General features: G+C 46.7%; 20 protein-coding genes and 3 pseudogenes. 16 read left to right on the plus strand and 7 right to left on the minus strand.

All coding sequences use genetic code 11. The annotated features are described in order from the left end of the window. Positions 1-328 precede the first annotated feature (328 nt). Positions 329-469, plus strand: coding sequence for a hypothetical protein (locus AXI59_RS20320; protein WP_240491492.1), 141 nt, complete (start codon positions 329-331; stop codon positions 467-469). 155 nt (positions 470-624) lie between these two features. After that, a complete protein-coding gene (locus AXI59_RS20325; RefSeq protein ID WP_238994082.1) occupies positions 625-858 on the plus strand; it encodes a hypothetical protein in 234 nt (77 codons plus the stop codon). 481 nt (positions 859-1,339) lie between these two features. Here AXI59_RS20325 and AXI59_RS20330 read toward each other — a convergent pair whose 3' ends face one another. After that, a complete protein-coding gene (locus AXI59_RS20330) occupies positions 1,340-1,828 on the minus strand; it encodes a DHHA1 domain-containing protein (protein ID WP_061527765.1) in 489 nt (162 codons plus the stop codon). A gap of 162 nt (positions 1,829-1,990) precedes the next feature. Here AXI59_RS20330 and AXI59_RS07235 point away from each other — a divergent pair. The 4 genes and pseudogenes from AXI59_RS07235 to cstA all read left to right on the plus strand — a co-directional run. After that, positions 1,991-2,500: pseudogene (locus AXI59_RS07235) on the plus strand (carbohydrate ABC transporter permease); the annotation flags it as partial. Positions 2,501-2,503: 3 nt separating this feature from the next. Beyond that, a pseudogene (locus tag AXI59_RS07240) lies at positions 2,504-3,345 on the plus strand (carbohydrate ABC transporter permease). Between the two features lie 18 nt (positions 3,346-3,363). Beyond that, positions 3,364-4,861, plus strand: a pseudogene (gene arfA, locus AXI59_RS07245) (arabinosylfuranosidase ArfA). A gap of 110 nt (positions 4,862-4,971) precedes the next feature. Beyond that, positions 4,972-6,768, plus strand: coding sequence for a carbon starvation protein CstA (gene cstA / locus AXI59_RS07250; protein ID WP_061527766.1), 1,797 nt, complete (start codon positions 4,972-4,974; stop codon positions 6,766-6,768). Positions 6,769-6,959: 191 nt separating this feature from the next. Here cstA and AXI59_RS07255 read toward each other — a convergent pair whose 3' ends face one another. From AXI59_RS07255 to sspI, 4 genes are all read right to left on the minus strand, one after another. After that, positions 6,960-8,288, minus strand: coding sequence for a (Fe-S)-binding protein (locus AXI59_RS07255; RefSeq protein ID WP_061527767.1), 1,329 nt, complete (start codon positions 8,286-8,288; stop codon positions 6,960-6,962). Continuing rightward, positions 8,285-9,697 carry a glycolate oxidase subunit GlcD gene (glcD, locus tag AXI59_RS07260; protein ID WP_061527768.1) on the minus strand — a complete coding sequence of 471 codons (1,413 nt, stop codon included), beginning with the start codon at positions 9,695-9,697 and terminating at the stop codon, positions 8,285-8,287. Before glcD ends, AXI59_RS07255 begins: the two co-directional genes overlap by 4 nt. A 105-nt stretch (positions 9,698-9,802) precedes the next feature. Beyond that, the gene (locus AXI59_RS07265; protein ID WP_061527769.1) at positions 9,803-10,882 is read right to left on the minus strand and encodes a CdaR family transcriptional regulator; all 1,080 of its coding nucleotides are present in this window, start codon (positions 10,880-10,882) and stop codon (positions 9,803-9,805) included. Between the two features lie 62 nt (positions 10,883-10,944). Beyond that, positions 10,945-11,160, minus strand: coding sequence for a small acid-soluble spore protein SspI (sspI, locus tag AXI59_RS07270; RefSeq protein WP_061523045.1), 216 nt, complete (start codon positions 11,158-11,160; stop codon positions 10,945-10,947). Positions 11,161-11,279: 119 nt separating this feature from the next. Here sspI and AXI59_RS07275 point away from each other — a divergent pair, with 119 nt between their 5' ends. The 3 genes from AXI59_RS07275 to pheT all read left to right on the plus strand — a co-directional run bounded on the left by AXI59_RS07275 (position 11,280) and on the right by pheT (position 15,849). Continuing rightward, positions 11,280-12,026, plus strand: coding sequence for a TrmH family RNA methyltransferase (locus tag AXI59_RS07275; RefSeq protein ID WP_061527770.1), 747 nt, complete (start codon positions 11,280-11,282; stop codon positions 12,024-12,026). Positions 12,027-12,386: 360 nt separating this feature from the next. Continuing rightward, complete coding sequence (gene pheS / locus AXI59_RS07280; RefSeq protein WP_061523043.1) at positions 12,387-13,421, plus strand: phenylalanine--tRNA ligase subunit alpha; 1,035 nt, start codon at positions 12,387-12,389, stop codon at positions 13,419-13,421. A gap of 13 nt (positions 13,422-13,434) precedes the next feature. Then, entirely contained in the window at positions 13,435-15,849 is a 2,415-nt protein-coding gene (gene pheT, locus AXI59_RS07285) for a phenylalanine--tRNA ligase subunit beta (protein ID WP_061527771.1), read from the plus strand. A gap of 40 nt (positions 15,850-15,889) precedes the next feature. On the opposite strand, the gene rnhC is transcribed toward pheT, so the two are convergent. Continuing rightward, positions 15,890-16,834, minus strand: a complete 945-nt coding sequence (rnhC, locus tag AXI59_RS07290; RefSeq protein ID WP_061523041.1) for a ribonuclease HIII — start codon at positions 16,832-16,834, stop codon at positions 15,890-15,892. 133 nt (positions 16,835-16,967) lie between these two features. Between rnhC and zapA the strand changes: the two genes are divergently transcribed. From zapA to AXI59_RS07315, 5 genes are all read left to right on the plus strand, one after another. After that, a complete protein-coding gene (zapA, locus tag AXI59_RS07295; RefSeq protein ID WP_003152533.1) occupies positions 16,968-17,225 on the plus strand; it encodes a cell division protein ZapA in 258 nt (85 codons plus the stop codon). 7 nt (positions 17,226-17,232) lie between these two features. Continuing rightward, on the plus strand, positions 17,233-17,766 hold the full coding sequence (locus AXI59_RS07300) for a CvpA family protein (protein WP_061523040.1): 534 nt from the start codon (positions 17,233-17,235) through the stop codon (positions 17,764-17,766). A gap of 105 nt (positions 17,767-17,871) precedes the next feature. Beyond that, the gene (polX, locus tag AXI59_RS07305) at positions 17,872-19,587 is read left to right on the plus strand and encodes a DNA polymerase/3'-5' exonuclease PolX (protein WP_061527772.1); all 1,716 of its coding nucleotides are present in this window, start codon (positions 17,872-17,874) and stop codon (positions 19,585-19,587) included. A 16-nt stretch (positions 19,588-19,603) separates the two neighbouring features. Then, complete coding sequence (locus AXI59_RS07310) at positions 19,604-21,961, plus strand: endonuclease MutS2 (RefSeq protein WP_061527773.1); 2,358 nt, start codon at positions 19,604-19,606, stop codon at positions 21,959-21,961. Between the two features lie 16 nt (positions 21,962-21,977). Beyond that, positions 21,978-22,382 carry a DUF350 domain-containing protein gene (locus tag AXI59_RS07315; RefSeq protein WP_061523037.1) on the plus strand — a complete coding sequence of 135 codons (405 nt, stop codon included), beginning with the start codon at positions 21,978-21,980 and terminating at the stop codon, positions 22,380-22,382. Between the two features lie 136 nt (positions 22,383-22,518). Here AXI59_RS07315 and AXI59_RS07320 read toward each other — a convergent pair whose 3' ends face one another. Further along, positions 22,519-23,205: a DUF2711 family protein gene (locus AXI59_RS07320; RefSeq protein WP_240491493.1), complete on the minus strand. Its 687-nt coding sequence runs from the start codon at positions 23,203-23,205 to the stop codon at positions 22,519-22,521. A 97-nt stretch (positions 23,206-23,302) separates the two neighbouring features. Here AXI59_RS07320 and AXI59_RS07325 point away from each other — a divergent pair, with 97 nt between their 5' ends. Together AXI59_RS07325 and AXI59_RS07330 are read left to right on the plus strand one after the other, a co-directional pair. After that, positions 23,303-24,991 (plus strand): AMP-binding protein, encoded by a 1,689-nt coding sequence (locus tag AXI59_RS07325; protein ID WP_061527775.1) that lies wholly within the window; start codon positions 23,303-23,305, stop codon positions 24,989-24,991. Between the two features lie 88 nt (positions 24,992-25,079). Next, a complete protein-coding gene (locus AXI59_RS07330; RefSeq protein WP_061523149.1) occupies positions 25,080-25,664 on the plus strand; it encodes a TetR/AcrR family transcriptional regulator in 585 nt (194 codons plus the stop codon). Positions 25,665-25,734: the final 70 nt, after the last annotated feature.

The raw sequence follows: 25,734 nt of genomic DNA on the forward strand, positions 1-25,734 counted from the left end.
TAAAATGAGGCATCTTTTTATGGAAAAGTTACATGTGTAAGTAATTTAATTAAAGAAATCAACTTGTGTGCCGAATTAATTCAAGAAAGAAAAGGATGTATTTAAAGTAGCGATCCAGCCACTTTAGGTGCATCCTTTTTTAATTATACCCGTAATTTTACTTGAATATAGTAATAATAGCTTACAAACGCAACTTTATAACTACAAAGGTAAGGAAGATGCAAAATGACACGTTGGTATAATGTGAATGAAGCATTGGAGGTATTGAAAAGTTACGATATTGAGTTCGAAGCAGATTGTTACAAGATGGTTACGGGAGGGGAAGATTGTGGGTGAGGTGAATGTGAATCGTAAGGAAGGTTGGCGGATTTATGAGAAAGATTTAGAGGATTTTATTGAGAGAATGAAGCCAGGGTTAAAAAAGTTATTTTTCTTAATGAAGAATTGCAGAATGAACTACAGGATTTGAGGGAGAAAGTTAGTACATTGGAACAGAAAGAAAAGATTTTTCCTATAGCTAGCAATGTACATATTCCCAGCTTCAATTATCTCAAAAGCAAAGTGAATTACTTTTGGGGCAAGTTGAATCTTTGGTGAAGGAGAATCAGAAGCTACAAAAGAGAAATGCCACTTTTACAGAACGAAGTTTATTTATTAATTGAAGAGAAAACGCGGTTGCTTAATGAAAATAACAAGTTGTCTTTAAAAAAGCAAAAGGAAATGACTGATGATAAAGTAGAAGTTGATAAAGTGTCGCAGAAAAAGAATATTGAAAAAGTAGCAGGAGAAAAAGTAACATTCCCTTTATTTCAAACGGGACTTGATAAATATTTGAAAGAGGAGATAACTAAGCAATAGGAACAGGTATTATATAAATATTTTTAAAAACAGGTTTTTGAAGAAGATGGTAAACTGAAAGAGTCGTTGAGAGGAACGAAATCCAAGTATTACTGTATTATCGAGAAATAAGCCTTATGATAAATGGGCTCCTTTTATAAAATTTCAAGTAAAACATCTTTTGGACAATGAGGAAAGTATCTTAAAAGAGAGGGGAAAAGGAAGAGCAGGGTAAAGTAAAGCAGTTTTCTTCATCCTGCTTTTTTTACAATGATATTTGCTGGATTAAAAAATTTTTATGGTGGTAACAGTTCGTCGTATAAAGGAAATGCATAGTACGAGCTTTTTTTATTTGTTCATATAAATCACTTTTTAAATCCAAATACACATTTTGATGAAAAACACCGAATAATAAATGATCTTCACCAAGCATTTTAATGAAAGAAGGCTTAGGGTGTCCATTCCAAAAGGTTCGAGTGTATATAAATCATGAAAGAGATGTTCAGGAAATTTGTTTATTGGTAAATTCGATAAGTAATAGGTTGGTGGGATTAGGCATGTTTATGTTTTGGCAGCTTCTTGAATAGCTGAACGAAATAAATGAAGATGCTGTTCTTTCATTGGTATTTATAAATCCTGCAGCAGCTCGATGCACTCCGTATTTCTTCAAGTAATCTCCACAATCTTGAATAACTTTTACAATAGAGAAATCCGTTTTATTAACGCTTCGTGCAGAGCCTGTACCTGTGTTAGAGATTAAGATAACAATGGAAGGTTTTTTATATTTTTCAGAAATACGAGATGAAATTAATCCGATTACACCAGGATGGAAATCACCCCAAACAACAATTACGTTATCTTTATATAATTGATTTTGGAAAATTGTTTCTTCTGCAATGAGAAACTGCTCCTTTGTCATTTGTTTTCGTTGGTTATTGATACACAATAATTCGGTCCACTTTGCTGTATCTGTTTCATTGTTTCTAAGCATTTCACCTCTAATGTTAGGATCAGCAATTCGCCCCGTTGCATTGAAAAGGGGATCGATTTGGAATCCGATTGTACTGCTTCAGTCGTTTTCACTTTTAAAAGCTTAAAGAGGGTTTTAAAGCTGGGCTCGGTTTGTTGTTCATTTGTTTTAATCCATATGAACATTTTCGGTGAGATGAACACGTCGCTGGCAAATGAAATGTTGATTAAAGTCGGCGCTTCTCCGCAAAACTGGCTCAACAATAAAGAAACGGGCATGATTTTGATGGTGCTGCTTGCGTCGTGGAGATGGATGGGCATTAACATTCTTTATTTTCTTGCCGGTCTGCAAAATGTACCGAAAGAGCTGTACGAGGCTGCGGATATTGATGGCGCGAGTATGTGGAAAAAATTCCGGCACATTACCCTTCCGTTTTTAAAGCCGGTCTCCGTTTACGTGTTAACCATCAGTATCATTGGCGGATTTAGGATGTTTGAGGAAAGCTATGTGCTTTGGCAAAATAATTCCCCGGGGAATATCGGTCTCACGCTTGTCGGCTATTTGTATCAGCAGGGGCTTGCTTACAATGAAATGGGGTACGGAGCGGCAATCGGAATAGTCCTTTTGCTTGTCATTTTAATTGTCAGCCTCGTTTCATTAAAATTGTCTGGTTCGTTTAAAGGGGAGGGGTAATCGATGCATGGCCATAACATGTCAGCCGTGTACAGAATCGCATTTACGCTGTTTTTTATCATGCTGAGTCTGCTTTATGTTTTTCCGATGCTCTGCTTATTGCTCGGCTCGTTAAAACCGTCATCTGAGCTGATGCGTATCGGGCTGAATTCGCGTCTGGACCCAGATGTGATGAGTTTGGATAACTACACGTACTTATTCAGCGGAGGAAGCATCTATTTTAAATGGTTTTTAACAGTCTTGTGCTCGGCATCCTTACTACGGTCCTCACACTGTTTTTTTCCTCTATGATCGGCTACGGGCTCGGTGTATATGAGTTTAAAGGCAGAAATGTCATTTTTGTTCTTGTGCTGATTATTATGATGGTGCCGCTTGAGGTTATGATGCTGCCGTTATTTAAACTGACGGTGGGCCTTCATTTGATTGATTCCTATATGGGTGTGATGCTGCCGTTTATTGTATCGCCTGTCGCCGTTTTCTTTTTCAGGCAATATGCTCTCGGCCTTCCGAAAGACCTGCTGGATTCGGCAAGGATGGACGGCTGCACGGAATTCGGGATTTTCTTCAGAATTATGGCGCCGCTGATGAAGCCGGCATTCGGGGCGATGATTATTCTCCAGTCCTTAAATAGCTGGAATAACTTTTTATGGCCGCTGATCGTGCTTCGATCGAAAGAAATGTTTACGCTTCCAATCGGGCTGTCGGGTTTGCTGAGCCCGTACGGAAACAATTATGACATGCTGATTTCCGGTTCGGTTTTTGCGATTCTTCCGGTCATCATCATATTCTTGTTTTTCCAAAAATACTTTATTTCCGGTCTGACAGTCGGCGGAGTTAAAGGATAAACACGGGGAGGAAACATAATGAAAAAAGCGGGAATGATCGCAGATAAAGAATATATCATCGGTGAAGTGGATAAACGGATTTACGGTTCGTTTATTGAACATATGGGCCGGGCGGTTTATGAAGGCATATACGAGCCTGATCATCCGAAAGCGGATCAAGACGGATTCAGAACAGATGTACAGGAATTAATTAAGGAATTACAAGTGCCGTTGATCCGCTATCCCGGCGGCAATTTTCTCTCCGGTTATAACTGGGAGGACGGCATCGGCCCGGTGAAGGACCGCCCGCGAAGACTTGATTTGGCATGGCAGACGACAGAAACGAATGAAGTGGGGACGAATGAATTTTTAACATGGGCAAAAAAAGTAAACGCCGAAGTCAATATGGCGGTCAATCTCGGGACGAGAGGAATGGACGCGGCACGCAGCCTCGTCGAATACTGCAACCATCCCAAAGGGTCTTATTGGAGTGATTTAAGAAGATCGCACGGCTATGAAACGCCTTACGGAATAAAAACATGGTGTTTAGGAAATGAAATGGACGGCCCTTGGCAGATCGGACATAAGACGGCACATGAATACGGGCGGCTCGCCGCAGAAACGGCAAAAGTGATGAAATGGACGGACCCTTCAATTGAATTGGTGGCCTGCGGCAGCTCTAACAGCGGCATGCCGACCTTTATCGAATGGGAAGCGGGTGTGCTTGAGCATACGTATGAGCATGTGGATTACATATCCCTTCATACCTATTACGGCAACCGTGAGAATCATCTTGAAAACTATTTAGCGAGATCGATGGATTTAGACCATTTTATCAAATCTGTAACAGCTGTATGTGATTATATGAAAGCGAAAAAACGCAGCAAAAAAACCATTCACCTGTCCTTAGATGAATGGAATGTATGGTACCACTCAAACGAAGCGGATAAAAAGGTGCAGCCGTGGATTACGGCCCGTCCGATTCTTGAAGACATCTACAATTTTGAAGACGCTTTTGATCGGCTCTCTGCTGATTACCATGCTGCAGCACGCCGACAGGGTAAAGATCGCCTGTCTTGCTCAGCTTGTAAATGTGATTGCCCCTATCATGACCGAAAAGGGCGGGGAGGCATGGAGACAGACGATTTTTTATCCTTACATGCACGCTTCCGTTTATGGAAGAGGGACTTCTATGAAGCTCTTGATCACATCCCCGAAATACGATTGCACAGATTTTACAGACGTGCCGTATGTTGATGCCGCAGCCGTTTATCATGAAGAGGAAGAAACACTCACCATTTTTGCCGTCAATAAAAGCAAAGAACTGATGGAGACGGATGTAAAGCTGAGAGGATTCGAAAACTATCGCATTATTGAGCATATCGTACTTGAGCATCCGGATATCAAAGCGACAAATCAGCAAAACAAAAAACAAGTCGTCCCGCATTCTAATGGAGCATCCTTCGTCAGCGGCGGAAGGGTTACGGCTCATTTCGCGCCGCTGTCATGGAATGTTATCCGCTTGTCGGGAAAATAAGATTGCTAGAAGCCGGTCCATGCTGCCGGCTTTTTTTACGTCAAAAACAATCTCCCATTATTGGGTAATTGTGATAATATTTAGAAAAAGAGAAAAGGGGCTGGGAAAAAATGAATGCGATTACAATCGTAATAGCGTCTATGTGTATATTGGCTATCGCTTACCGGTTATATGGAACATTTATGATGGTGAAAGTATTAAAAATCACCGATCATACACCGACGCCGGCCCATGTGCTTGAGGACGGGAAAGATTATGTGCCTACGAATAAATGGGTGTCTTTCGGCCATCATTTTGCTGCGATCGCTGCTGCCGGTCCGCTTGTCGGGCCGATCCTGGCGGCACAGTTCGGCTATTTGCCCGGGCTGTTGTGGCTGCTGATCGGGGCGGTGATCGGGGGAGCCGTTCATGATATTGTCGTGTTGTTTGCATCGATGCGGAAAAATGGAAAAACGCTGTCTGAAGTGGCAAAAGACGAGCTTGGGCCGGTAGCTGGCTTTTGTACGGGTCTTTCCATGCTGTTTATCATTACGATCACGATGGCGGGGCTGTCAATGGTCGTGCTGCACGCGCTTGAGAAAAACCCGTGGGGAACGTTTGCGGTCGGAATCACGATTCCGATCGCGATGGGGGTTGGAATCTATTATAAAAAAACAGGAAATTTAAAGCTTGCTTCTACTGTCGGTTTTCTTTTGTTAATGGCAGGTGTTGTGATCGGGCCGTGGCTGCAAAAAACCGCACTTGGCGACATGCTGACGCTTGATGCGAAAACGCTTGCGATTGCGCTCCCCGTTTATGCTTTTTTTGCCGCTGCGCTTCCCGTATGGCTTTTGCTTGCTCCGCGTGACTATTTAAGCAGTTTTATGAAGATAGGGGTTTTCATCGCTCTGATCGCCGGTGTATTTTTCGTCAATCCGGCCATTAAGTTCCCTGCTTTTACCGAGTTTATTCATGGCGGCGGCCCGGTTATCGCCGGTCCTGTCTGGCCGTTTATTTCGATAACCATTGCCTGCGGCGCTATCTCCGGCTTTCACGCATTTGTCGGTTCAGGCACGACGCCGAAAATGCTGGATAAATGGAGCGACATGAAGCCGGTCGCTTTTGGGGCGATGCTTGTGGAATGCCTTGTCGGGATTATGGCGCTCATCGCCGCCGCGGCGCTTGAGCCCGCCGATTATTTTGCCATTAACAGCACGCCTGAGATGTTCCGCGCGCTCGGAATGAATGTCGTCCATCTGCCTGACCTGAGCAAAGAAATCGGTCTCAGCCTCGAAGGAAGAACGGGCGGCGCTGTTACGCTGGCCGTCGGGATGACGTATATCTTTACGAGAATTCCTTTTTTCAGTCATTTGGCTTCATACTTTTTTCAATTTGTCATTATGTTTGAAGCGGTCTTCATTTTAACGGCGATTGATGCAGGAACCCGTGTCGCCCGTTATTTAATTCAAGAGTTTTTCGGCGAATTGTACAAACCGCTGAAAAAAACAGACTGGGTGCCCGGCTCCATTTTCTCAAGCGCGCTCGCCTGCCTGCTGTGGGGGTATCTGCTGTATTCAGGCGACATCAGCTCAATCTGGGCACTGTTTGGGGTATCCAATCAGCTTATGGCGTCAGTCGGCTTAATCATCGGAGCGACCGTGGTTTTGAAAATTGCCGATAAACGGCGCTATATGCTGACTTGCCTGGTCCCTCTCGCTTATTTATATGTGACTGTCAACTATGCCGGCTATTGGATGGTGCGGTATGTATATTTGAACCCCGAAGCGGCGGGTTACAATGTGCTAAATGGCGTGTTATCCATTATTATGCTGCTCTTGGGGCTTGTGATCATCATTGCGGCTTTGAAGAAATGGGCGCACATGTGGCGAGACCCGAGTGCGAGATTGGAAGCGTCAATCCCGGGATAATGTTGGGATTTGGAGGACTTGTCCGTCATCGTTCGGCACGAACTTAGAAATTACAGCCAGAGGTGTTTTGTGAAAGGAAGCAAAAAATGTCTGCTTTGATCCGGTGTTTGCTTCAGTTGCATTCCCGTCAGCTGTTTTTTCCGAAGTAAAGCCGCGGAGACCAAGCAGGACCCCGCGGCTTTATTCAGCAGTTATGACAAATTCATCGCTTCCAGCAAATAATCCGCCAGATGAACAGCCCGCACCCGGCTGCTTAATCCTTCACGCTGAATTCCAAGCTGCATCTGTAAAAGACACCCCGGATTGGCCGTAACGATGACAGCTGCCTCTGTTTTTTTTGCTGATTTCATTTTACTGTCTAATATTTTCATAGACATCTCAGATTCCACAATATTATAAATACCCGCAGATCCGCAGCAGCTGTCCGCCTTTTCCATTTCTCTGTATTCAGCTCCTTCAATGTTTTTCAGCAGCTGACGGGGCTCTTCTGACGTGTGCATGACGTTGCGGAGGTGGCAGGAGTCCTGATAAGTGACGATATGCGGCGTTTGCGCCTGTAAGTTCTTTTCATGAAATCCCAGTTCAACCAATACCGATGAAAAATCCTTGAGCTTCCTTGTGAAATGCCGGGCCCGTTCCGCCCATTCAGGCTCATCCTTTAATAAATGTGCATATTCCTGAAGAAAGGCGCCGCATCCGCCGGCGTTTGTAATAATATAATCAATTTCTAGCGCTTCGAAGGCTGCGATATTCCGTTTGGCCAGTTCTTTTCCCGTTTCCTTTTCTCCGCTGTGACCATGCAGCGCGCCGCAGCACGCCTGACCGTCCGGAATCACGATCTCACACCCGGCTGCCTGCAAAAGTGATGTCGTCGCATGATTTGTTGCTAAAAACAATGTATCCATTAAACAGCCGGAGAAAAAAGCCGCCCGTTTTTGAACGGAGTGCGCGGCCGGCAGAAAACGGGGCCGTTCCTTCATGTCTTTCCGTTTTGGGACAGGCGGGAGCACTTTTTCCATCGTGCGCAAATGCTCTGGCAGGATGCTGAGCATGCCGGTTTTTCTGACAGCCGTCTGCAATCCTGACCGCTGGTAAAGCCCAAGAAGCCCGGCGGCTGCCTGCATGCGGTTTTGATGAGGAAAAAGCCCTTTAAAGGCGGCTTTTCTCAAAAGGTGCACGCCCGGCTTATGTTTTTTATTTTGATTGATAATGTCCCGCGCTTCTTCAAGCAGCTGTCCGTAATTGACGCCGGCAGGGCAGACGGGCTCGCATGCCCGGCACCCGAGACAAAGCGCGAGCGACCGTTCCACATCTTCATCAGGTTCAATCTGCCCGTCGGCGACTGCTTTCATTAACGCGATCCGGCCGCGCGGCGAATGGGATTCTTGAAAGCCGGATTCGATATAAGTCGGGCAGGAAGGAAGGCAGAAGCCGCAGCGCATACAGTTCAGCAATTCGCTTTCATCCATACGGTTTTTGAATTCTTCCTGAATCTGTTTCTTTTCTTTTGCCGTTGTCATTTCGTCACCACCACGCGTTTTCTTGCCGGATTGGCAAATACTTTACCGGGGTTCAACAGATTGTGCGGGTCAAGTGCCTGTTTAATGGCTTTCATGGCGGCGATTCCTTCTGTTTTGAGCTTCATTTCTAAATACGGCGCTTTCACGATGCCGACTCCGTGTTCACCCGTTATCGTTCCGCCAAGTTCAATCGCTTTCTCAAAAATATCGGCGAAGGCTTTTTCGACACGTTCCATTTCCTCTTCATTTCTGATATCAGTAGTGCACGTCGGGTGAAGGTTGCCGTCTCCCGCATGGCCGAATGTGCAAATAGAAAGGCTGTATGTTTCAGCAATGTCGTTAATCGCTTTGACCATGTTGGCAATCTGTGACCGGGGAACGGTCGCATCTTCCAAAATGGTCGTCGGTTTCAGTCTGGCTAGCGCAGATAATGCGGATCGCCGGGCTTCTGTAAGGGCAAATGCCTCTTGTTCCGTTTTGGCGGTTTGAACCGACACGGCAGCTCCTTTTTTACAGATGTCTTCAATTTTTTCTATATCACGTGTGACCGTATCATAGGTGCCGTCCTGTTCAATCAGAAGAACGGCTTTTGCGGTTGTCGGCAGTCCGATTTTGGCGTAATCTTCAATGACCTGAAGTGTCGGCTGATCCAAAAATTCGAGTGTCGCCGGAATGATTTTCTCAGCTATGATCGCAGAGACGGTTTCCGCCGCCGCTTCAATATTTTCATAGAGTGCAAGCAGCGTTTTTTTCGTTTCCGGCTTCGGCACAAGCTTTAATGTTGCTTCCGTCACAATGCCGAGCGTACCCTCGGACCCGACGAAAAGCCTTGTAAGATCATAACCGGCGACATCCTTCGTCAGCTTTCCGCCGGTGCGGATTATATCGCCGTTGGCCAGAACGACTTCAAGGCCGAGCACATAATCCCGGGTGACGCCGTATTTCAAACCGCGCAGGCCTCCGGAATTTTCATTGATATTTCCGCCGATTGTTGATATTTTCATGCTGCTCGGATCAGGAGGATAAAATAACCCCTTTTGTTCGACCGCGTGAATCATATCAAGCGTAATCACGCCCGGCTGAACGGTAATGGTCAAATTCTCTTCATCTATCTCAAGAATGCGGTTCATATGTTTACATAAAAGAACAAGCCCGCCTTCGGACGGACATGTGCCGCCGCATAAGTTTGTGCCTGATCCCCTCGGCACAATCGGAATTCCGTACTCGCTGCAAATGGTTAAAATGCGTGATACGTCTTCCGCGGAGCGGGGCGCTATCACCGCATCCGGCATCGCTTGCAGCTGCGGCGCCGCATCATAGGAATAAACAAGGCGTCCCGCGGCCGAGTCATCATAATTCTCATGCCCGACAGCCCGGATGAACTGCTCCTTTGCTTCTCGTGAAATCACTTTCTCCCAACCTCCCTGATAAGATAAGCGTTTTCATTTTATTGTAAAGAAAAACAAACCTGCATACTATGGAGAAACATCTGAAAAAAGAGTCTTATAATCTGTTTATTTTGTATCTTGATCTAAAAAACGGAGTGCTAAATAAAAAGCCGTGATATCTTCGGGATGATCAAGTTTCATGTTTGTCAGCGCTTCTAATTTTGATAGGCGGTAGCGCAATGTATTGATATGAATGTGCATGTCAGCTGCCGTGCGCTTTAACGATAAATTCCGGCTGAACAAAGCACGCAGCGTATCCAGCAGCTCCTCGTGTTCAAGCGCGTGTTGAAAAACCCGCTGTGAAAATTCCGTCCGTGTCCCGGATTTGATATCGGCAAGGCACATGTCGAGCTTTAAGTCTTCTTCATAAACTGCTTGCTGCTTTATGATGCCGACAGAGAGCGCCTTCTCTGCTTGTTCATAGGATTCCGGCAGACGCTGCCCCGGGACAGTCCGGCCGATTCCGGCCATGACAGGTTTCGTAAAAATGGTTTGAATCCTTCTGATAAGCTGCTCCTTCGAGCCGGCCCCTGTTTTGTGGTTAATGAGAATGCGTTCATTTCCCCAGCGCACGAACAGATCTGAAGGGCATTCATTTTGCCAAAGCCGGCCCATCTGCTCTGCCTCATTTTGATGATAGGCGCCTTGAATCAGGATGATTTGGCGGTATGAGCTGAGGTCTGCTCCGAGAAGCTTCGCCTTTTCCAAAAAGCCCGGCGACCATTCTTTTAATTGCAGCCAATCAACCATAAAGGATTCGAGCATTCTTGCCTGCCACTGCGCCTGCTCCATGTGGCGCGCTTCTTTGATGAAAAGCTCTGTCATTTTTCTGAGCAGTTCTCCGAAAGGCAATATATCATCCGGTTTTCCGGTCAATCCGAACACAGCGATGACTTCATGGCCAGAAAAGACGGGAAGATTGAGGCCGGATTTGACCCCCTCAAGCCGTTTTTCATCTTCTTTTGTTATAATCACATTTCGTTTTTCACGCGCGCAGATCAGCGCGCCTTCATGAAATCGGCCGATCCGCGCATCATTTGTGCCGGCGATGATCATCCCGTCGGTATCGGTGATAATCACTTCACGGCTGTACATATGTTTCACTTCGGCAATCATTTTCTTTGCCAGTTCAGGCTGTAAGAGCATGGCGATCCCCCTCGCCATTATTATACAAAAAAAACCGGGTGTCCCATCACCCGGTTTTACGCTTATTGAGCAGGTTTTAAAGCGCCTTCTAAGGTTTTGAGCATTTCATTTTTTTCTGATTCTGACGCATGCTGCCAAAGAACCTCGAATAACACGCCGAGTCCCGGGAGCATTTTTTCTTCACCGCTTTGGATGGCGTCAACGATGGTATGCTCAAGCTGGTCTTGGTTATTGCCTGTCACATTGGCAATAACGGCGTTGCGTAAATTAAGATCCATTTCAACCGCTCCTTTTTCCTGAATGTGATACGCATATTCTTACCGCGCACGCGGTTTATTATGTGCTGTTCTTGAGATATAATAACAACATGCCTGAAAAAAGGAGAGCACAGGAATAAGTGAAACGAATCGACTCTGCAAAAAATCAAAAAGTGAAGGATTGGAAAAAACTTCACACGAAAAAAGACAGAACCAAAACGAATACATTTCTTATAGAAGGAGAGCATCTCGTAGAAGAGGCGCTCAAAGCAAAGGGAACGGTAAAAGAAATACTTGTGAAAGACGAGAGTGCCATTCCCGCTGATTTGGATATGAGCATCCCGTGTTATGTGCTGAGCGAAGACGCGTTTTCCGCTGTGACGGAAACGGAAACGCCGCAGCAGATTGCCGCTGTCTGCCATTTGCCGCATGAGAAGCCGGATGAACTGAAACGGCTGCTTCTGATCGATGCCGTACAGGATCCGGGAAATCTCGGAACGATGATCCGTACGGCCGATGCGGCGGGAATAGACGCCGTTGTGCTTGGAGAAGGAACGGCTGATCCTTACAACGGAAAAACGCTGCGGTCCGCCCAAGGATCACATTTTCACATCCCGATATTAAAACGTCCCCTCGAAGCCTTCGTTGATGACTTAAAGGCACGCGGCGTCGCCATTTACGGCACGGCGCTTCAAAACGGGGCGGCTTATCAGAGCGTGAAACCTGAAGAGGCTTTTGCATTAATCGTCGGCAACGAGGGAGCAGGTGTGAATAACGATCTGTTACAAAAAACAGACCTCAATCTGTACGTTCCGCTGTACGGACAGGCAGAATCGCTGAACGTGGCGGTGGCAGCGGCCATCCTTCTGTACCATCTCAGAGGATAGTGTTGCACGGAGCTAAGAATTTCACTATAATAGATAGCAATAATGTAAAAACCGTGACAGAGGACATCAATTTTTGCCATCACTGCCTTCCAGGGAGAAAATGCCGCTGACTGAGAGCATTTTTATCGCAGCTCAGAAATTGATTTTCACCTCTCGAGTTGTCACCGGGACCGCGCCAAAAGCGCGTAAAGGTGAACCGGAACTGTAGTTTCCGTTATGTCAATGAAGCTTACGGCAGATCAGTCTGCCTTAAAAAGGGTGGTACCGCGGCCACAACTCGTCCCTTCTGCAAGGGGCGGGTTTTTTTGTTTTCTGAAAAAGGCATAGAACGGTTTGGTTTATATAAAAGGAGGATGCATGATGGAAGAGAAGCTTAAACAGCTTGAGCTAGAAGCTGCAGAAAAAGTAAAAGCGGCAAGTTCATTAAAAGAAGTAAACGACATTCGGGTGCAATATCTCGGAAAAAAAGGGCCGATTACAGAAGTGCTTCGCGGCATGGGCAAGCTGTCCGCAGAAGAACGCCCGAAAATGGGCGCGCTCGCCAATGAAGTGAGAGAGCGTATTGCAGCAGCCATTACAGCAAAAAATGAACAGCTTGAACAAGAAGAAATGAATAAAAAACTCAGCAGTCAGACAATTGACGTCACATTGCCGGGCAGCCCGGTGAATGTCGGCGGGCGCCATCCGCTGACAGTCGTCGTGGAAGAGATTGAAGATTTATTTATCGGCATGGGTTATACCGTCGAAGAAGGCCCTGAAGTTGAAACGGATTATTACAATTTTGAAGCGCTCAATCTGCCGAAAGAACATCCGGCCCGCGACATGCAGGACAGCTTTTACATTACAGAGGAAATGCTGATGAGAACGCAAACCTCACCCGTTCAGACACGGACGATGGAAAAGCATAAAGGAAAAGGCCCTGTTAAAATCATTTGCCCGGGTAAAGTGTACCGCCGCGATAACGATGACGCGACACACTCCCACCAATTTATGCAGATTGAAGGGCTTGTCGTGGACCGCAAGATCAGCATGAGCGATCTCAAGGGCACGCTGGAATTGGTTGCGAAAAAAATGTTCGGCCAAGACCGTGAAATCAGACTCCGCCCGAGCTTTTTCCCATTCACGGAGCCATCCGTCGAAGTGGATGTGACCTGCTTTAAGTGCGGCGGACAAGGCTGCTCCGTCTGTAAAAAAACAGGCTGGATCGAAATTCTTGGCGCCGGAATGGTTCACCCGAACGTGCTGAAAATGGCAGGATTTAACCCGGAAGAATATCAAGGCTTTGCGTTTGGAATGGGTGTTGAACGTATCGCCATGTTGAAATACGGCATTGAAGATATCCGCCATTTCTATACCAATGATGTCAGATTCATTTCGCAGTTTACACAGGCGTAAGAGGAGGATACACATGTTTGTTTCTTATAAATGGTTAGAAGATTATGTTGACCTGCAGGGAATGGATCCGGCTGTGCTTGCAGAAAAAATTACAAGAGCCGGAATTGAAGTTGAAGGCATTGAGTACAAAGGTGAAGGCGTAAAAGGCGTTGTCATCGGACACGTGCTTGAGCGCGAACAGCATCCGAATGCCGACAAGCTTAACAAATGCCTTGTCGATATCGGTGCGGAGGAGCCCGTGCAGATTATCTGCGGCGCCCCGAATGTTGACAAAGGACAGAAGGTTGCCGTTGCAACAGTCGGCGCGGTGCTTCCGGGCAATTTCAAAATCAAAAAAGCAAAGCTGCGCGGCGAAGCATCACATGGCATGATCTGTTCCCTTCAGGAGCTCGGTATTGAAAGCAAACTCGTGGCGAAGGAATATGCGGAAGGCATTTTCGTTTTTCCAAACGACGCTGAAACGGGAGCTGACGCATTGGCGGCCCTTCAGCTTGACGATGCGATTTTAGAGCTGGGCTTAACGCCAAACCGGGCTGACGCGATGAACATGATCGGTGTGGCCTATGAAGTCGCGGCCATCCTCGGTACAGAGGTGAAACTTCCGCAGACTGAATATACAGAAGCAGCGGAAAAAGCAGCGGATTACATTTCTGTTCACATTGAAGACAAGGAAGCAAATCCGCTGTATGCCGCAAAAATCATTAAAAACGTCAAAATCGGCCCATCGCCGCTTTGGATGCAGACGAAGCTGATGAACGCAGGCATCCGCCCGCATAATAATGTGGTGGACATTACAAACTTTGTCCTGCTGGAATATGGCCAGCCGCTTCACGCTTTTGATTACGACCGGTTCGGCTCTAAAGAAGTCGTCGTCAGAAAAGCGGCGGAACAAGAAACCATCGTCACGCTCGATGAACAGGAAAGAAAGCTTTCAAGCGGACACTTGGTGATTACGAACGGTGAAAAAGCGCAAGCCGTCGCAGGAGTGATGGGCGGAGCTGAGTCGGAAGTCCGTGAAGACACAACCTCGATTTTACTGGAAGCCGCTTATTTTGACGGGCAGACCGTCCGCAAAGCGTCGAAAGACCTCGGACTGAGAAGCGAAGCGAGCGCAAGATATGAAAAAGGCATCGATCCCGCCCGCGTGCTTCTTGCGGCTGAACGGGCTGCCGGTCTGATTCAGGCGTATGCCGGCGGAGAAGTGCTGTCAGGCACAGTGGAAGAAAACCACCTGACCATTGAAGCCAACAACATTCACGTTTCTGTTGAAAAAGTGAACAGCGTGCTCGGCATGACGATCACGAAAGAAGAACTGGTCAGCATTTATAAAAGACTCGGTTTTTCAGTCGGTGAAGCCGAAGATATCCTCGTCGTCACGGTGCCGTCTCGCCGGGGGGATATTAAAATAGAAGAAGATTTAATTGAAGAAGCGGCAAGACTGTATGGGTATGACAACATTCCGTCAACACTCCCGGAAACGGCCGGCACGACAGGCGGTTTGACACCGTATCAGGCAAAACGCAGGAAAGTCAGACGTTTCCTTGAAGGAGCCGGTCTTTCACAGGCGACAACATATTCATTAACAAATGATAAAAAAGCAGCCGCATTTGCGATTGAAAAATCATTCAACACCATGCTCGCTTTACCGATGAGTGAGGAAAGAAGCATTCTCAGACACAGCCTTGTCCCGAATCTGCTTGAGGCAGTATCATACAATCTGGCGAGACAGACTGATTCCGTCGCTTTGTATGAAACGGGCTCTGTATTCCTGACGAAGGAAGAAAACACAAAGCCTGTTGAAAAAGAACGGGTCGCCGGAGCCGTTACCGGATTATGGCGCAAAAACTTATGGCAGGGTGAGAAAAAGCCGGTTGATTTCTTTGTTGTTAAAGGAATTGTCGAGGGACTGCTGCACCAATTGAATGTGTCAGACAGCATTGAATTTGTCCAGTCGGAGCGCAAAAACATGCATCCCGGCCGGACGGCAAATATTCTCTTAAACGGTTCGCTTGCCGGATTCATCGGCCAAGTGCACCCGGCAATGGAAAAAGAGCTTGATATAAAAGAAACATATGTATTCGAGCTTGATTTGCACATGCTTCTGACGGCGGAAACAGAACCGGTCGTGTATTCCGCCATTCCGAAATATCCTTCCGTTACACGTGACATCGCGCTTGTAACAGATAAAAACGTCACAAGCGGCCAGCTCGAAGCCGTCATCAAAGAAGCGGGCGGCGCGCTTCTGAAAGAAGTCACCGTATTTGACGTTTACGAAGGCGAGCATATGGAAGAAGGCAAAAAATCAGTCGCCTTCTCATTGCAATACGTCAACCCTGAACAAACATTGACAGAAGAAGAAGTGACAAAAGTCCACGATAAAGTGCTGAAAGCGTTAGAAGAAACGTATCAGGCTGTATTGAGGGGATAATGAAAAAGCTTGCAGATTCGTCTGCAAGCTTTTCTTATTCTTATGACCGCTTCCGTTCAGCAAGGCGTTTTGCTTTTTGCGTATTGGCGAAATGCAGCTTTGTAAATGTTCGGAGCGAGCCTTCTCCCTTTTTGAGTATCAGTTTTGCTGCGGCTTCATCCACATGCGGCCCCGCGCCTTTTGGAATCGTCATGCCGGCTTCACGGGAAAGCTTATCCATCTCAAGTAAGAAGGAGTATCTGGCAATAATCGAGGCCGCTGCGACGGAGAGGTGTATGCCTTCCGCCTTTGTGCTGAAATACGTTTTTTCTTTTACGATGTCTCTTCCAGCCAGATGCTTAAAATAAATGCCGGGCTCTGCAAATTGGTCAATCAGAATCGCTTCCGGCCTGACGCCGTCCATTTTTTTCAGCAGATTGGAGATCGCCTGATTATGAAGGAGCGCCTTCATTTTCCCTTGGCTCATGCCTTTTTCCTGCATTTGATTGTATTTTTCATTTTTTAAAACGAGAAGGCTGTAAGGTATGGTCTTGATCAAAAGTTTGGCAATTTCAATAATCTGCGGGTCTTTTAAATCCTTTGAATCCTTTACCCCCAGTTCCTTCATTAAAGCCAGCTTCGTTTTGTCCGCGTACGCACAGGCAACCGTAATCGGTCCGAAATAATCGCCGGTTCCGACTTCATCAGAACCGATCACTGACATGGAGGCAATGTGCGCCGGGGGAACGTAGAGCGGATCTGCCGCTTTTTTGACAGCTGTTTTTTTGGCTTTAGGCGCCTCAGCCGTTCCCCAGCGTGCAGCTTCAGTTCCGGCGTTTTTTCCTTGGAACAAAACCTTTCCTGAGCGATAGGCTGTAATGGTACAGCCGGGCGGCTTAGCCTGAAAGACGGCGCCCTGCGGCACGGACGGGGTGATGGAGCCGGCATAGGACTGTTTCATTTGTTCAATAGCGGAAGCGGAAACTTTTATAACAGAATGGGACACGATATAATCTCCTTTTTTGGCACTTTTCACTGTATATACCAGTGTATCATAACAGCCCGAGGCTCGTCTTTCCATTCAAACGCTAATCATGGTATGATAGGAACTAGGATTCTCGCGGAATGGAGGAGAAACGTTGTCTGACGGCAAAAAAACGAAAACGACAGTTAACATTTACGGCCAGCACTTCACCATTATCGGGGAAGAAAGCAAAGCGCACATGCGCCACGTGGCCGGAATGGTTGATGATAAAATGAGAGAAATCAACGAGAAAAATCCATATCTTGATATAAATAAGCTCGCAGTTTTGACTGCGGTCAATGTGGTGCATGATTATATGAAACTCCAAGAAAAATATGAAATACTGGAGCGGCAGCTTAAAGAAAAGGAATGAACAGCATATGATAGATATCATCATCTTGGTTTTGCTCCTGATGGGCACATTGCTTGGATTAAAAAGAGGATTTATCCTGCAATTTATATATTTAACGAGTTTTATCCTCTCTATTGCGTTTGCGGCGCTTTTTTACAAAAACCTGGCACCGCATCTGAGTTTTATACCGGCGCCTGATTTTTCCGGCGGCCAGGCGGCTCTTTCTTTTATTAAAGGTAACGTAGAGACGGCCTATTACAACGCGATTGCGTTTGTCATTTTGTTTATCATTGCAAAAATTCTGCTTCGGATCATCGGAGCGGCGCTTAATATCATCGCAAGTATTCCGGTCATTAAACAAATCAACAAATTGCTGGGCGGAGTGCTCGGTTTTCTGGAAGTCTATTTATTTGCGTTTATTTTGTTATATGTCGCATCCGTACTTCCGGTAAGCGCGCTGCAGCAGATGCTCGCACAATCAACGCTTGCGGATATCATTACTCATCATACGCCGTATCTGTCAGGCCTCCTGCAAGAACTGTGGGCCCAGTACGGGAAATAAAAAACTTCTCTTGACCGGAGAAGTTTTTTTCAAGCTCTGCGCCAGTTGTGCCGGCGGAGAAAAATTTGTATGATGAAAAGCAGGAAACGACTGGGGGTTAAAATGATGCATAAAAAAGATATCATCCGGCTGCTTGAAACGATTGCGGTCTATATGGAACTGAAAGGGGACAACCCGTTTAAAATATCAGCCTTCCGAAAAGCGGCCGCGGCTCTTGAGCAGGATGACCGCAGCCTCTCGGAAATCGACGACATGATGTCTTTATCCGGCATCGGAAAAGGCACGTACAGCGTCATTCACGAATATATGAAGGAAGGCGTGTCAAGCACGCTTCTCCAATTGCAGAAAGAGGTTCCGGAAGGGTTAGTGCCTCTTTTGAAGCTTCCCGGGCTGGGCGGCAAAAAAATCGCCAAGCTGTATCAAGAGCTCGGCGTGCATGACGCGGAATCGCTGAAAGAAGCGTGCGAACAGCAAAAAGTGCAGGGGCTCGCCGGATTCGGTAAAAAAACGGAAGAAAAAATTCTTCAGGCTTTGGGAGAAGCCGGGAAACAGCCGGAACGCTTTCCGATCGGCTATGCGCTTGGCATCGCTTCAATAATCGAAGAACATTTGGCCGGTTTTACGGATATTGTAAGGTTTTCCCGGGCCGGCAGTCTCAGAAGAGCGCGGGAAACGGTGAAAGACCTTGATTACATTATCGCAACGGACAATCCGGCGTCAGTAAGGGATCAGCTTCTCTCCCTGCCGAACATAAAAGATGTCATAGCAAGCGGCGATACAAAGGTATCAGTCATCCTGTCCTTTGAATATGAAACAAGTGTTGATTTCCGGCTTGTGACAGATGAACAATTCCCGACGACACTGCACCATTTCACAGGTTCCAAAGACCACAACATTAAAATGCGCCAGCTCGCGAAAGAACGCGGTGAACGAATCAGCGAATACGGAGTCGAAACGATTGAAACCGGAGAAGTCAAAACCTTCCCGAGTGAAGAAGCCTTTTACGCACATTTCGGACTGCCGCTGATTCCCCCGGAGCTCCGGGAAAGCGGGCAGGAGGTCGAAACCTATCGAAAAGAAACGGATCTAATTGAACAAGAGGATATAAAAGGGGATCTCCACATGCACTCTGCCTGGAGCGACGGCGCTTTTTCGATCAGAGAAATGGCAGAAGCGTGTATGGCAAAAGGTTATCAGTACATGGCGATCACCGACCACTCGCAATATTTAAAAGTGGCTAACGGTTTAACGGCGGAACGGCTCAGAAAACAGGCGGAAGAAATTGACGCGTTAAATGCTGAATTTGAAAATTTTCATATCTTTAAAGGCGTGGAAATGGATATCCTGCCTGACGGCTCGCTTGATTATGATGACAGCGTGCTCTCCGAGATGGACCTTGTCATCGCTTCCATTCACTCAAGTTTCAGCCAGCCGGAGCATGTTATTATGAAACGGCTTGAACAGGCGCTGACCAATAAGCACGTGGATATTATCGCGCACCCGACGGGCCGCCTGATCGGCAGACGGGCCGGCTATGAAGTCGACATCGACATGCTGATTGAGCTTGCCGCAAAAACAAACACGGCGCTTGAACTGAATGCAAACCCCGCGCGCCTCGATTTACGGACGGAGCATCTGATCAAAGCGAACGATAAAGGCGTAACCTTGGTCATTAATACAGATGCCCATAACATTGAGATGCTCAGCGACATGAAAACGGGCGTAACCGCTGCGCGCAAAGGCTGGACTGAAAGAAAACACGTCTTAAATGCCCGGCCGCTAAGTGAGGTCAAAGCATTTCTGAAGCGTAATGATAAGTAAGGAGGACCACATTACCGTGCAGCAAAAAGTGTTATCATCACTTGAATTTCATAAAGTAAAAGAACAAATTACCGCGCATGCCGCTTCATCGCTCGGCAAAGAGATGCTTCTGCAGCTGAAACCTTTGACTGATCTGGCCGAAATCCAAAAACAGCTGGATGAAGTCGAAGAAGCATCGGCGGTCATGCGCTTGAGAGGCCATGCCCCGTTTGGCGGGCTGACCGATATCAGAGCCGCTCTGCGGCGCGCGGAAATCGGCAGTGTGCTGACCCCCTCGGAATTCACCGAAATTTCCGGGCTGCTGTATGCCGTCAAACAAATGAAGCATTTTATCAGCCAAATGACGGAAGACGGCGTCGGCATTCCGCTGATTGAAGCGCATGCGGAGCAATTGATTACGTTAAGCGATTTGGAACGGGAGATTAACTCCTGTATTGATGATCACGGCGAAGTGCTTGACCATGCGTCCGATGCATTAAGAGGAATCCGCACGCAGCTGCGTACGCTTGAATCAAGAGTCAGAGACCGGCTTGAATCCATGCTCCGCTCTTCCTCCGCCTCAAAAATGCTGTCTGATACTATCGTCACGATCCGAAATGACCGCTTTGTTATTCCGGTCAAACAGGAATACAGATCAAGCTACGGAGGAATCGTTCATGACACCTCTTCCTCCGGCGCAACTCTGTTCATTGAACCGCAGGCGATCGTTGATATGAATAACTCGCTTCAGCAGGCGAAGGTAAAAGAAAAACAGGAAATTGAACGGATTCTCCGGGTTTTGACAGAACATACGGCTGAACATACACATGAACTCGTTCAAAACGTGGAAGTGCTGCAAACACTTGATTTTATTTTTGCCAAAGCGAGATACGCAAAAGCAATGAAGGCGACAAAACCGCTGATGAACGGCGAAGGCTTCATCCGGCTGAAGAAAGCGCGGCATCCGTTATTGCCTCAAGAGCAGGTGGTTGCCAATGATATCGAACTTGGGGGAGACTATACAACCATTGTCATCACAGGACCGAATACGGGCGGTAAGACCGTCACGTTAAAAACACTCGGACTGCTGACGATCATGGCGCAGGCAGGTTTGCACATACCGGCTGACGAGGGCTCCGAAGCCGCTGTGTTTGACAATGTCTTTGCCGATATCGGTGATGAACAGTCCATTGAACAAAGCTTAAGCACCTTCTCATCCCACATGGTAAATATCGTAAGCATTTTAAAAGATGTCAGTGAAAACAGCCTTGTGCTGTTTGACGAGCTTGGCGCCGGAACGGACCCGCAGGAAGGAGCGGCGCTTGCGATGAGCATTCTTGACGAAGTTCACCGGACAAACGCCAGAGTCCTCGCGACAACCCACTATCCGGAACTGAAAGCTTACGGATATAACCGGACAGGCGTGATGAACGCGAGCGTTGAATTTGACATTGAGACGCTCTCGCCGACTTACAAGCTCTTAATCGGAGTGCCGGGCCGAAGTAACGCCTTTGAAATTTCAAGGCGTCTCGGACTGCCGGAACATGTCATCGGCCAGGCGAAGTCAGAAATGACGGCCGAACACAATGAAGTCGATTTGATGATCGCGTCACTGGAACAAAGCAAAAAAAGAGCGGATGAAGAGCTTTCTGAAACCGAGTCGATCAGAAAAGAAGCTGAAAAGCTGCATAAAGAACTTCAGCAGCAAATCATCGAGCTGAACGCCCAAAAAGACAAATTACTGGAAGAAGCCGAACAAAAAGCGGCAGAAAAGCTGGAGGCAGCCACAAAAGAAGCTGAACAAATCATTCATGAACTCCGGTCGATTAAACAAGAACACAGATCCTTTAAAGACCACGAGCTGATTGAGGCTAAAAAACGACTCGGAGACGCAATGCCTGCTTTTGAAAAATCAAAGCAGCCCGAAAGAAAAACAGAGAAAAAACGCGAGCTGAAGCCGGGTGACGAAGTAAAGGTGCTCACCTTCGGGCAAAAAGGAACGCTGCTTGAAAAAACCGGAGCGAATGAATGGAATGTCCAAATCGGCATTCTTAAAATGAAGGTGAAGGAAAAAGATCTCGAATTTCTCAAATCATCCCCTGAACCTAAAAAGGAAAAAACAATCGCCGCCGTCAAAGGGAAGGACTATCATGTTTCCCTTGAACTCGACCTGCGCGGAGAACGTTACGAAAATGCGCTCAGCCGTGTGGAAAAATATTTAGATGATGCGGTGCTTGCCGGTTATCCGAGAGTGTCCATCATTCACGGAAAAGGAACGGGCGCCCTCCGAAAAGGCGTGCAGGATCTTCTGAAAAACCACCGCAGCGTCAAAAGCTCCCGGTTCGGTGAAGCGGGAGAAGGAGGATCAGGCATTACGATTGTCGAACTAAAATAAAAAGGGAGTAAACGTCATGAGTGCATTTTGGGAAAATGAGCTTGTTGAAATTGCGGCTTATTACAGTGTGGCCGTCTTGTGCCTCGTCGTTTTTCTAAGCATATTCGAATTGGTGACAACCTACAAAAACTGGGAAGAAATCCAAAAAGGCAATCTTGCGGTTGCGATGGCGACCGGGGGGAAAATCCTCGGAATCGCCAATGTCTTTCAGCACAGCATCGCCCAGCATAATTCGCTGATGCAAATGATCGGCTGGGGTGTATACGGATTTATCATGCTGTTGGTCAGCTATTTTATCTTTGAATTTCTTACCCCCCGTTTTAAAATTGATAAAGAAATCGAAAAAGATAACAGAGCTGTCGGCTTTATTTCATTTGTCATCTCAGTCGGCCTGTCATTTGTGGTGGCCGCCGGGATCTAAGGGGACGGTATAAATGGAGAAGCTTGCGAAAGTGCTGCTGTCGGCAGCAGGGATTTTTCTGTTGATCGGACTTATTTATCTGATACTGACGTCTTAATACGAAAGGCTGCCGAATATACAAAATCGGCAGCCTTTTTCATTGATAAAACCAGTCGATGCAAGTCGTTTCCCTGCAAATGACCGCTTCCCAATTCATGGCGCGGACAATGCCTGCCATGTCTTGGTCCTTCATAAGAAATAGTGTGGTAAAAGAATCATACACGCTCATAAAAGCAGCATTCCGCTGTTCATCAGCAATCACCATTTCAGGCTGCAGCAGATTACATACCTCCAGAGGCGTCACTTTATGAAGCGAAAACATTCCGTGCTGTTCAATCGGCTCAAAATAAGTGCAGCGCTCAGACCCTTTGGAGCTGAAAACATCCAGCAGACTCGGAATCAGAAAGGCCGAAGTGTAATCCTCAATCGGAAAATAAAGGTCCTGGCAGTCATTAAGCCTGTCTAACAACGCCGCTGACTCTGGTCTCGCGTATTCATCCTGTAAAGCCTTAGTCACGGACATGAGGGCTAGAGCCGTTTCTTTCTCAGACCGTAAACCGCAAATGTTCATCACTGTTTCCCATGAAACAGGAACGCCGGATGCAAGCATCTCCGCATCGCTCGGATAGATGTGCTCAAAAGGCCGCTTTCGCTTTTTTTGCTCCCAGCCGCTGGGCATCCGGACAAAGGGATGAAGCAGAAATGCTGCTGATGAAAACGGCTTCGGAAGCTGGCGAAGAATGGGAACGCCGGGCTCAATACTCAATGTTTCTAACAAACACACCACTCCTTGAGCTGAAAAATCATATGAAACACTTTCCAAATTTGATCAGCCATCTGATATAATAATAGCGTATATGAAAACAGAAAGGAGAGGTTTTATGCAGTCTGAAAAGCAATGGCTTTCTGAATATCCGGATGAGATTCCGCATGAGCTTGAATTTACCAATCAAACCCTGCCATCCAATCTGACAAACTCCGCCGCCCAATTCCCGAACCATACCGCCATTTATTTTCTCGGAAAAAAACTCACATTCCAAGACGTTCTCACAGATTCTTTAAAGCTTGCCGCCTTTTTGCGGAAAAAAGGACTGAAAAAAGGAGACAGAGCCGCCGTCATGCTGCCCAATTGTCCGCAATCGGTCATCGCTTTTTACGGCGTATTGTTTGCCGGCGGAATCGTCGTCCAGACTAACCCCCTCTACACTGAGCATGAGCTTGAATATCAGCTGAAAGACAGCGCGCCAAGCGTCATTATCACCCTGGATATGCTGTTTCCGAAGGTGATAAAAATGAAAACGCTGTCAGTTGTAGAACGGATTATCACAACCAGTATAAAAGATTATTTGCCGTTTCCGAAAAATATGCTGTACTCACTTACTCAAAAACAAAAGGTTCATATCGATTATGACGGCCACGAACAAATTCACAGCTTATCTGATATTTTAAAAGACGAAACAGCGGAAGATGCGCCCGTTTTTGAGATTGATCCTGAGCATGATATCGCCGTGCTTCAATATACGGGCGGGACAACAGGCAATCCGAAAGGGGTCATGCTTACGCATCAGAACATTCAAGCCAATACAGAAATGTGTGCCGCCTGGATGTATAAAATGAAAAAGGGTGCCGAAAAGGTGCTGGGGATCGTGCCTTTTTTTCATGTGTACGGATTAACCGCCGTGCTCAATTTTTCCATTATGCAGGGCTGTGAAATGATTCTTCTTCCTAAATTTAACCCATTGGACACCCTTAAAACGATAGACAGGCTGAAGCCGACTGTATTTCCGGGCGCGCCGACGATTTACATCGGCATTTTGCATCATCCTGAACTGAACAAATATGATCTCTCGTCCATCAAAAGCTGTCCGAGCGGTTCAGCGGCGCTGCCGGTCGAGGTAAAGCAGAAGTTTGAAAAGGTTACCGGGGGAAAACTTGTGGAAGGCTACGGGTTATCTGAAGCATCTCCTGTCACGCACTCGAACTTTATCTGGGGAAAAAACAAGCCCGGCAGTATCGGCTGTCCTTGGCCTAATACCGATGCCGGAATCTACTCAGAAGAAACAGGCGGGCTTGCCGGTCCGTATGAACATGGAGAGCTGATCGTAAAAGGCCCGCAAGTGATGAAAGGGTATTGGAACAATCAGGAGGAAACGGCGCGGGTGCTCCGTGACGGCTGGCTGTTTACAGGTGATATGGGATACATGGATGAGGAGGGGTTTTTCTATATCGCGGACCGAAAAAAAGACATCATTATTGCCGGCGGATACAATATTTATCCCCGCGAGGTTGAAGAGGTTCTGTATGAACACGAATCCGTTCAGGAAATCGTCGTTGCGGGCGTCCCCGATTCATACAGGGGGGAAACCGTCAAAGCATTTATCGTTTTGAAGAAAGGCGCACAGGCAGATGCCGATGAGCTTGATTCGTTCGCAAGAGAGCGCCTCGCGCCGTACAAAGTGCCGAAACTGTACGAATTCAGAGCGGAACTTCCGAAAACGGCCGTCGGAAAAATTTTAAGAAGGCGTTTAGTGGAAGAGGAGGATGCTTCTCACCAAAACAAGATTCCTTAAAAGAAAAACTTGACAAAGTACCGATTCCTTTTTATCATGAAGTTATGAATGAATAGTCATTCATTTATCGAAGGAAGGAACGATGACATTGAACCAAAAACGGCCAAAGTATATGCAGATTATTGATGCAGCAGTAGAAGTCATAGCGGAAAACGGCTATCACCAATCACAGGTGTCCAAAATTGCCAAGCAGGCCGGCGTAGCGGACGGCACCATCTATTTATATTTTAAAAATAAAGAAGACATTCTCATTTCGCTCTTCAAAGAAAAGATGGGCCAGTTCATTGAACGCATGGAAGAAGAAGTGAAAGAAAAAACGACGGCAAAGGAAAAACTCGCTCTCGTCATTAAACAGCACTTTTCACTGCTCGGCAATGACCGCCACCTCGCGATTGTGACCCAGCTTGAGCTCAGACAGTCGAATATCAAGCTGCGCCTGAAAATCAATGACATTTTAAAAGGCTATTTAAACATGCTGGACACCATTTTGACCGAAGGAATAAAGTCGGGCGAATGGAAAGACAATCTCGACGTCCGCCTCGCCCGGCAGATGATATTCGGGACGATAGATGAAACAGTGACAACGTGGGTGATGAATGATCAGAAATATGATCTGCCGGCTTTGTCAGACAAAGTTTTAGAACTGTTGGTGTCAGGGATTCATCAAAACTAAAGGGGGTTGACGGATGAACAGCCTTTCAATGGCGGTTGAACAGTCTGTCGCGGTGATCACCATTAATCAT

This window comes from Bacillus nakamurai, assembly GCF_001584325.1.
In the GTDB taxonomy this organism is placed as follows: domain Bacteria; phylum Bacillota; class Bacilli; order Bacillales; family Bacillaceae; genus Bacillus; species Bacillus nakamurai.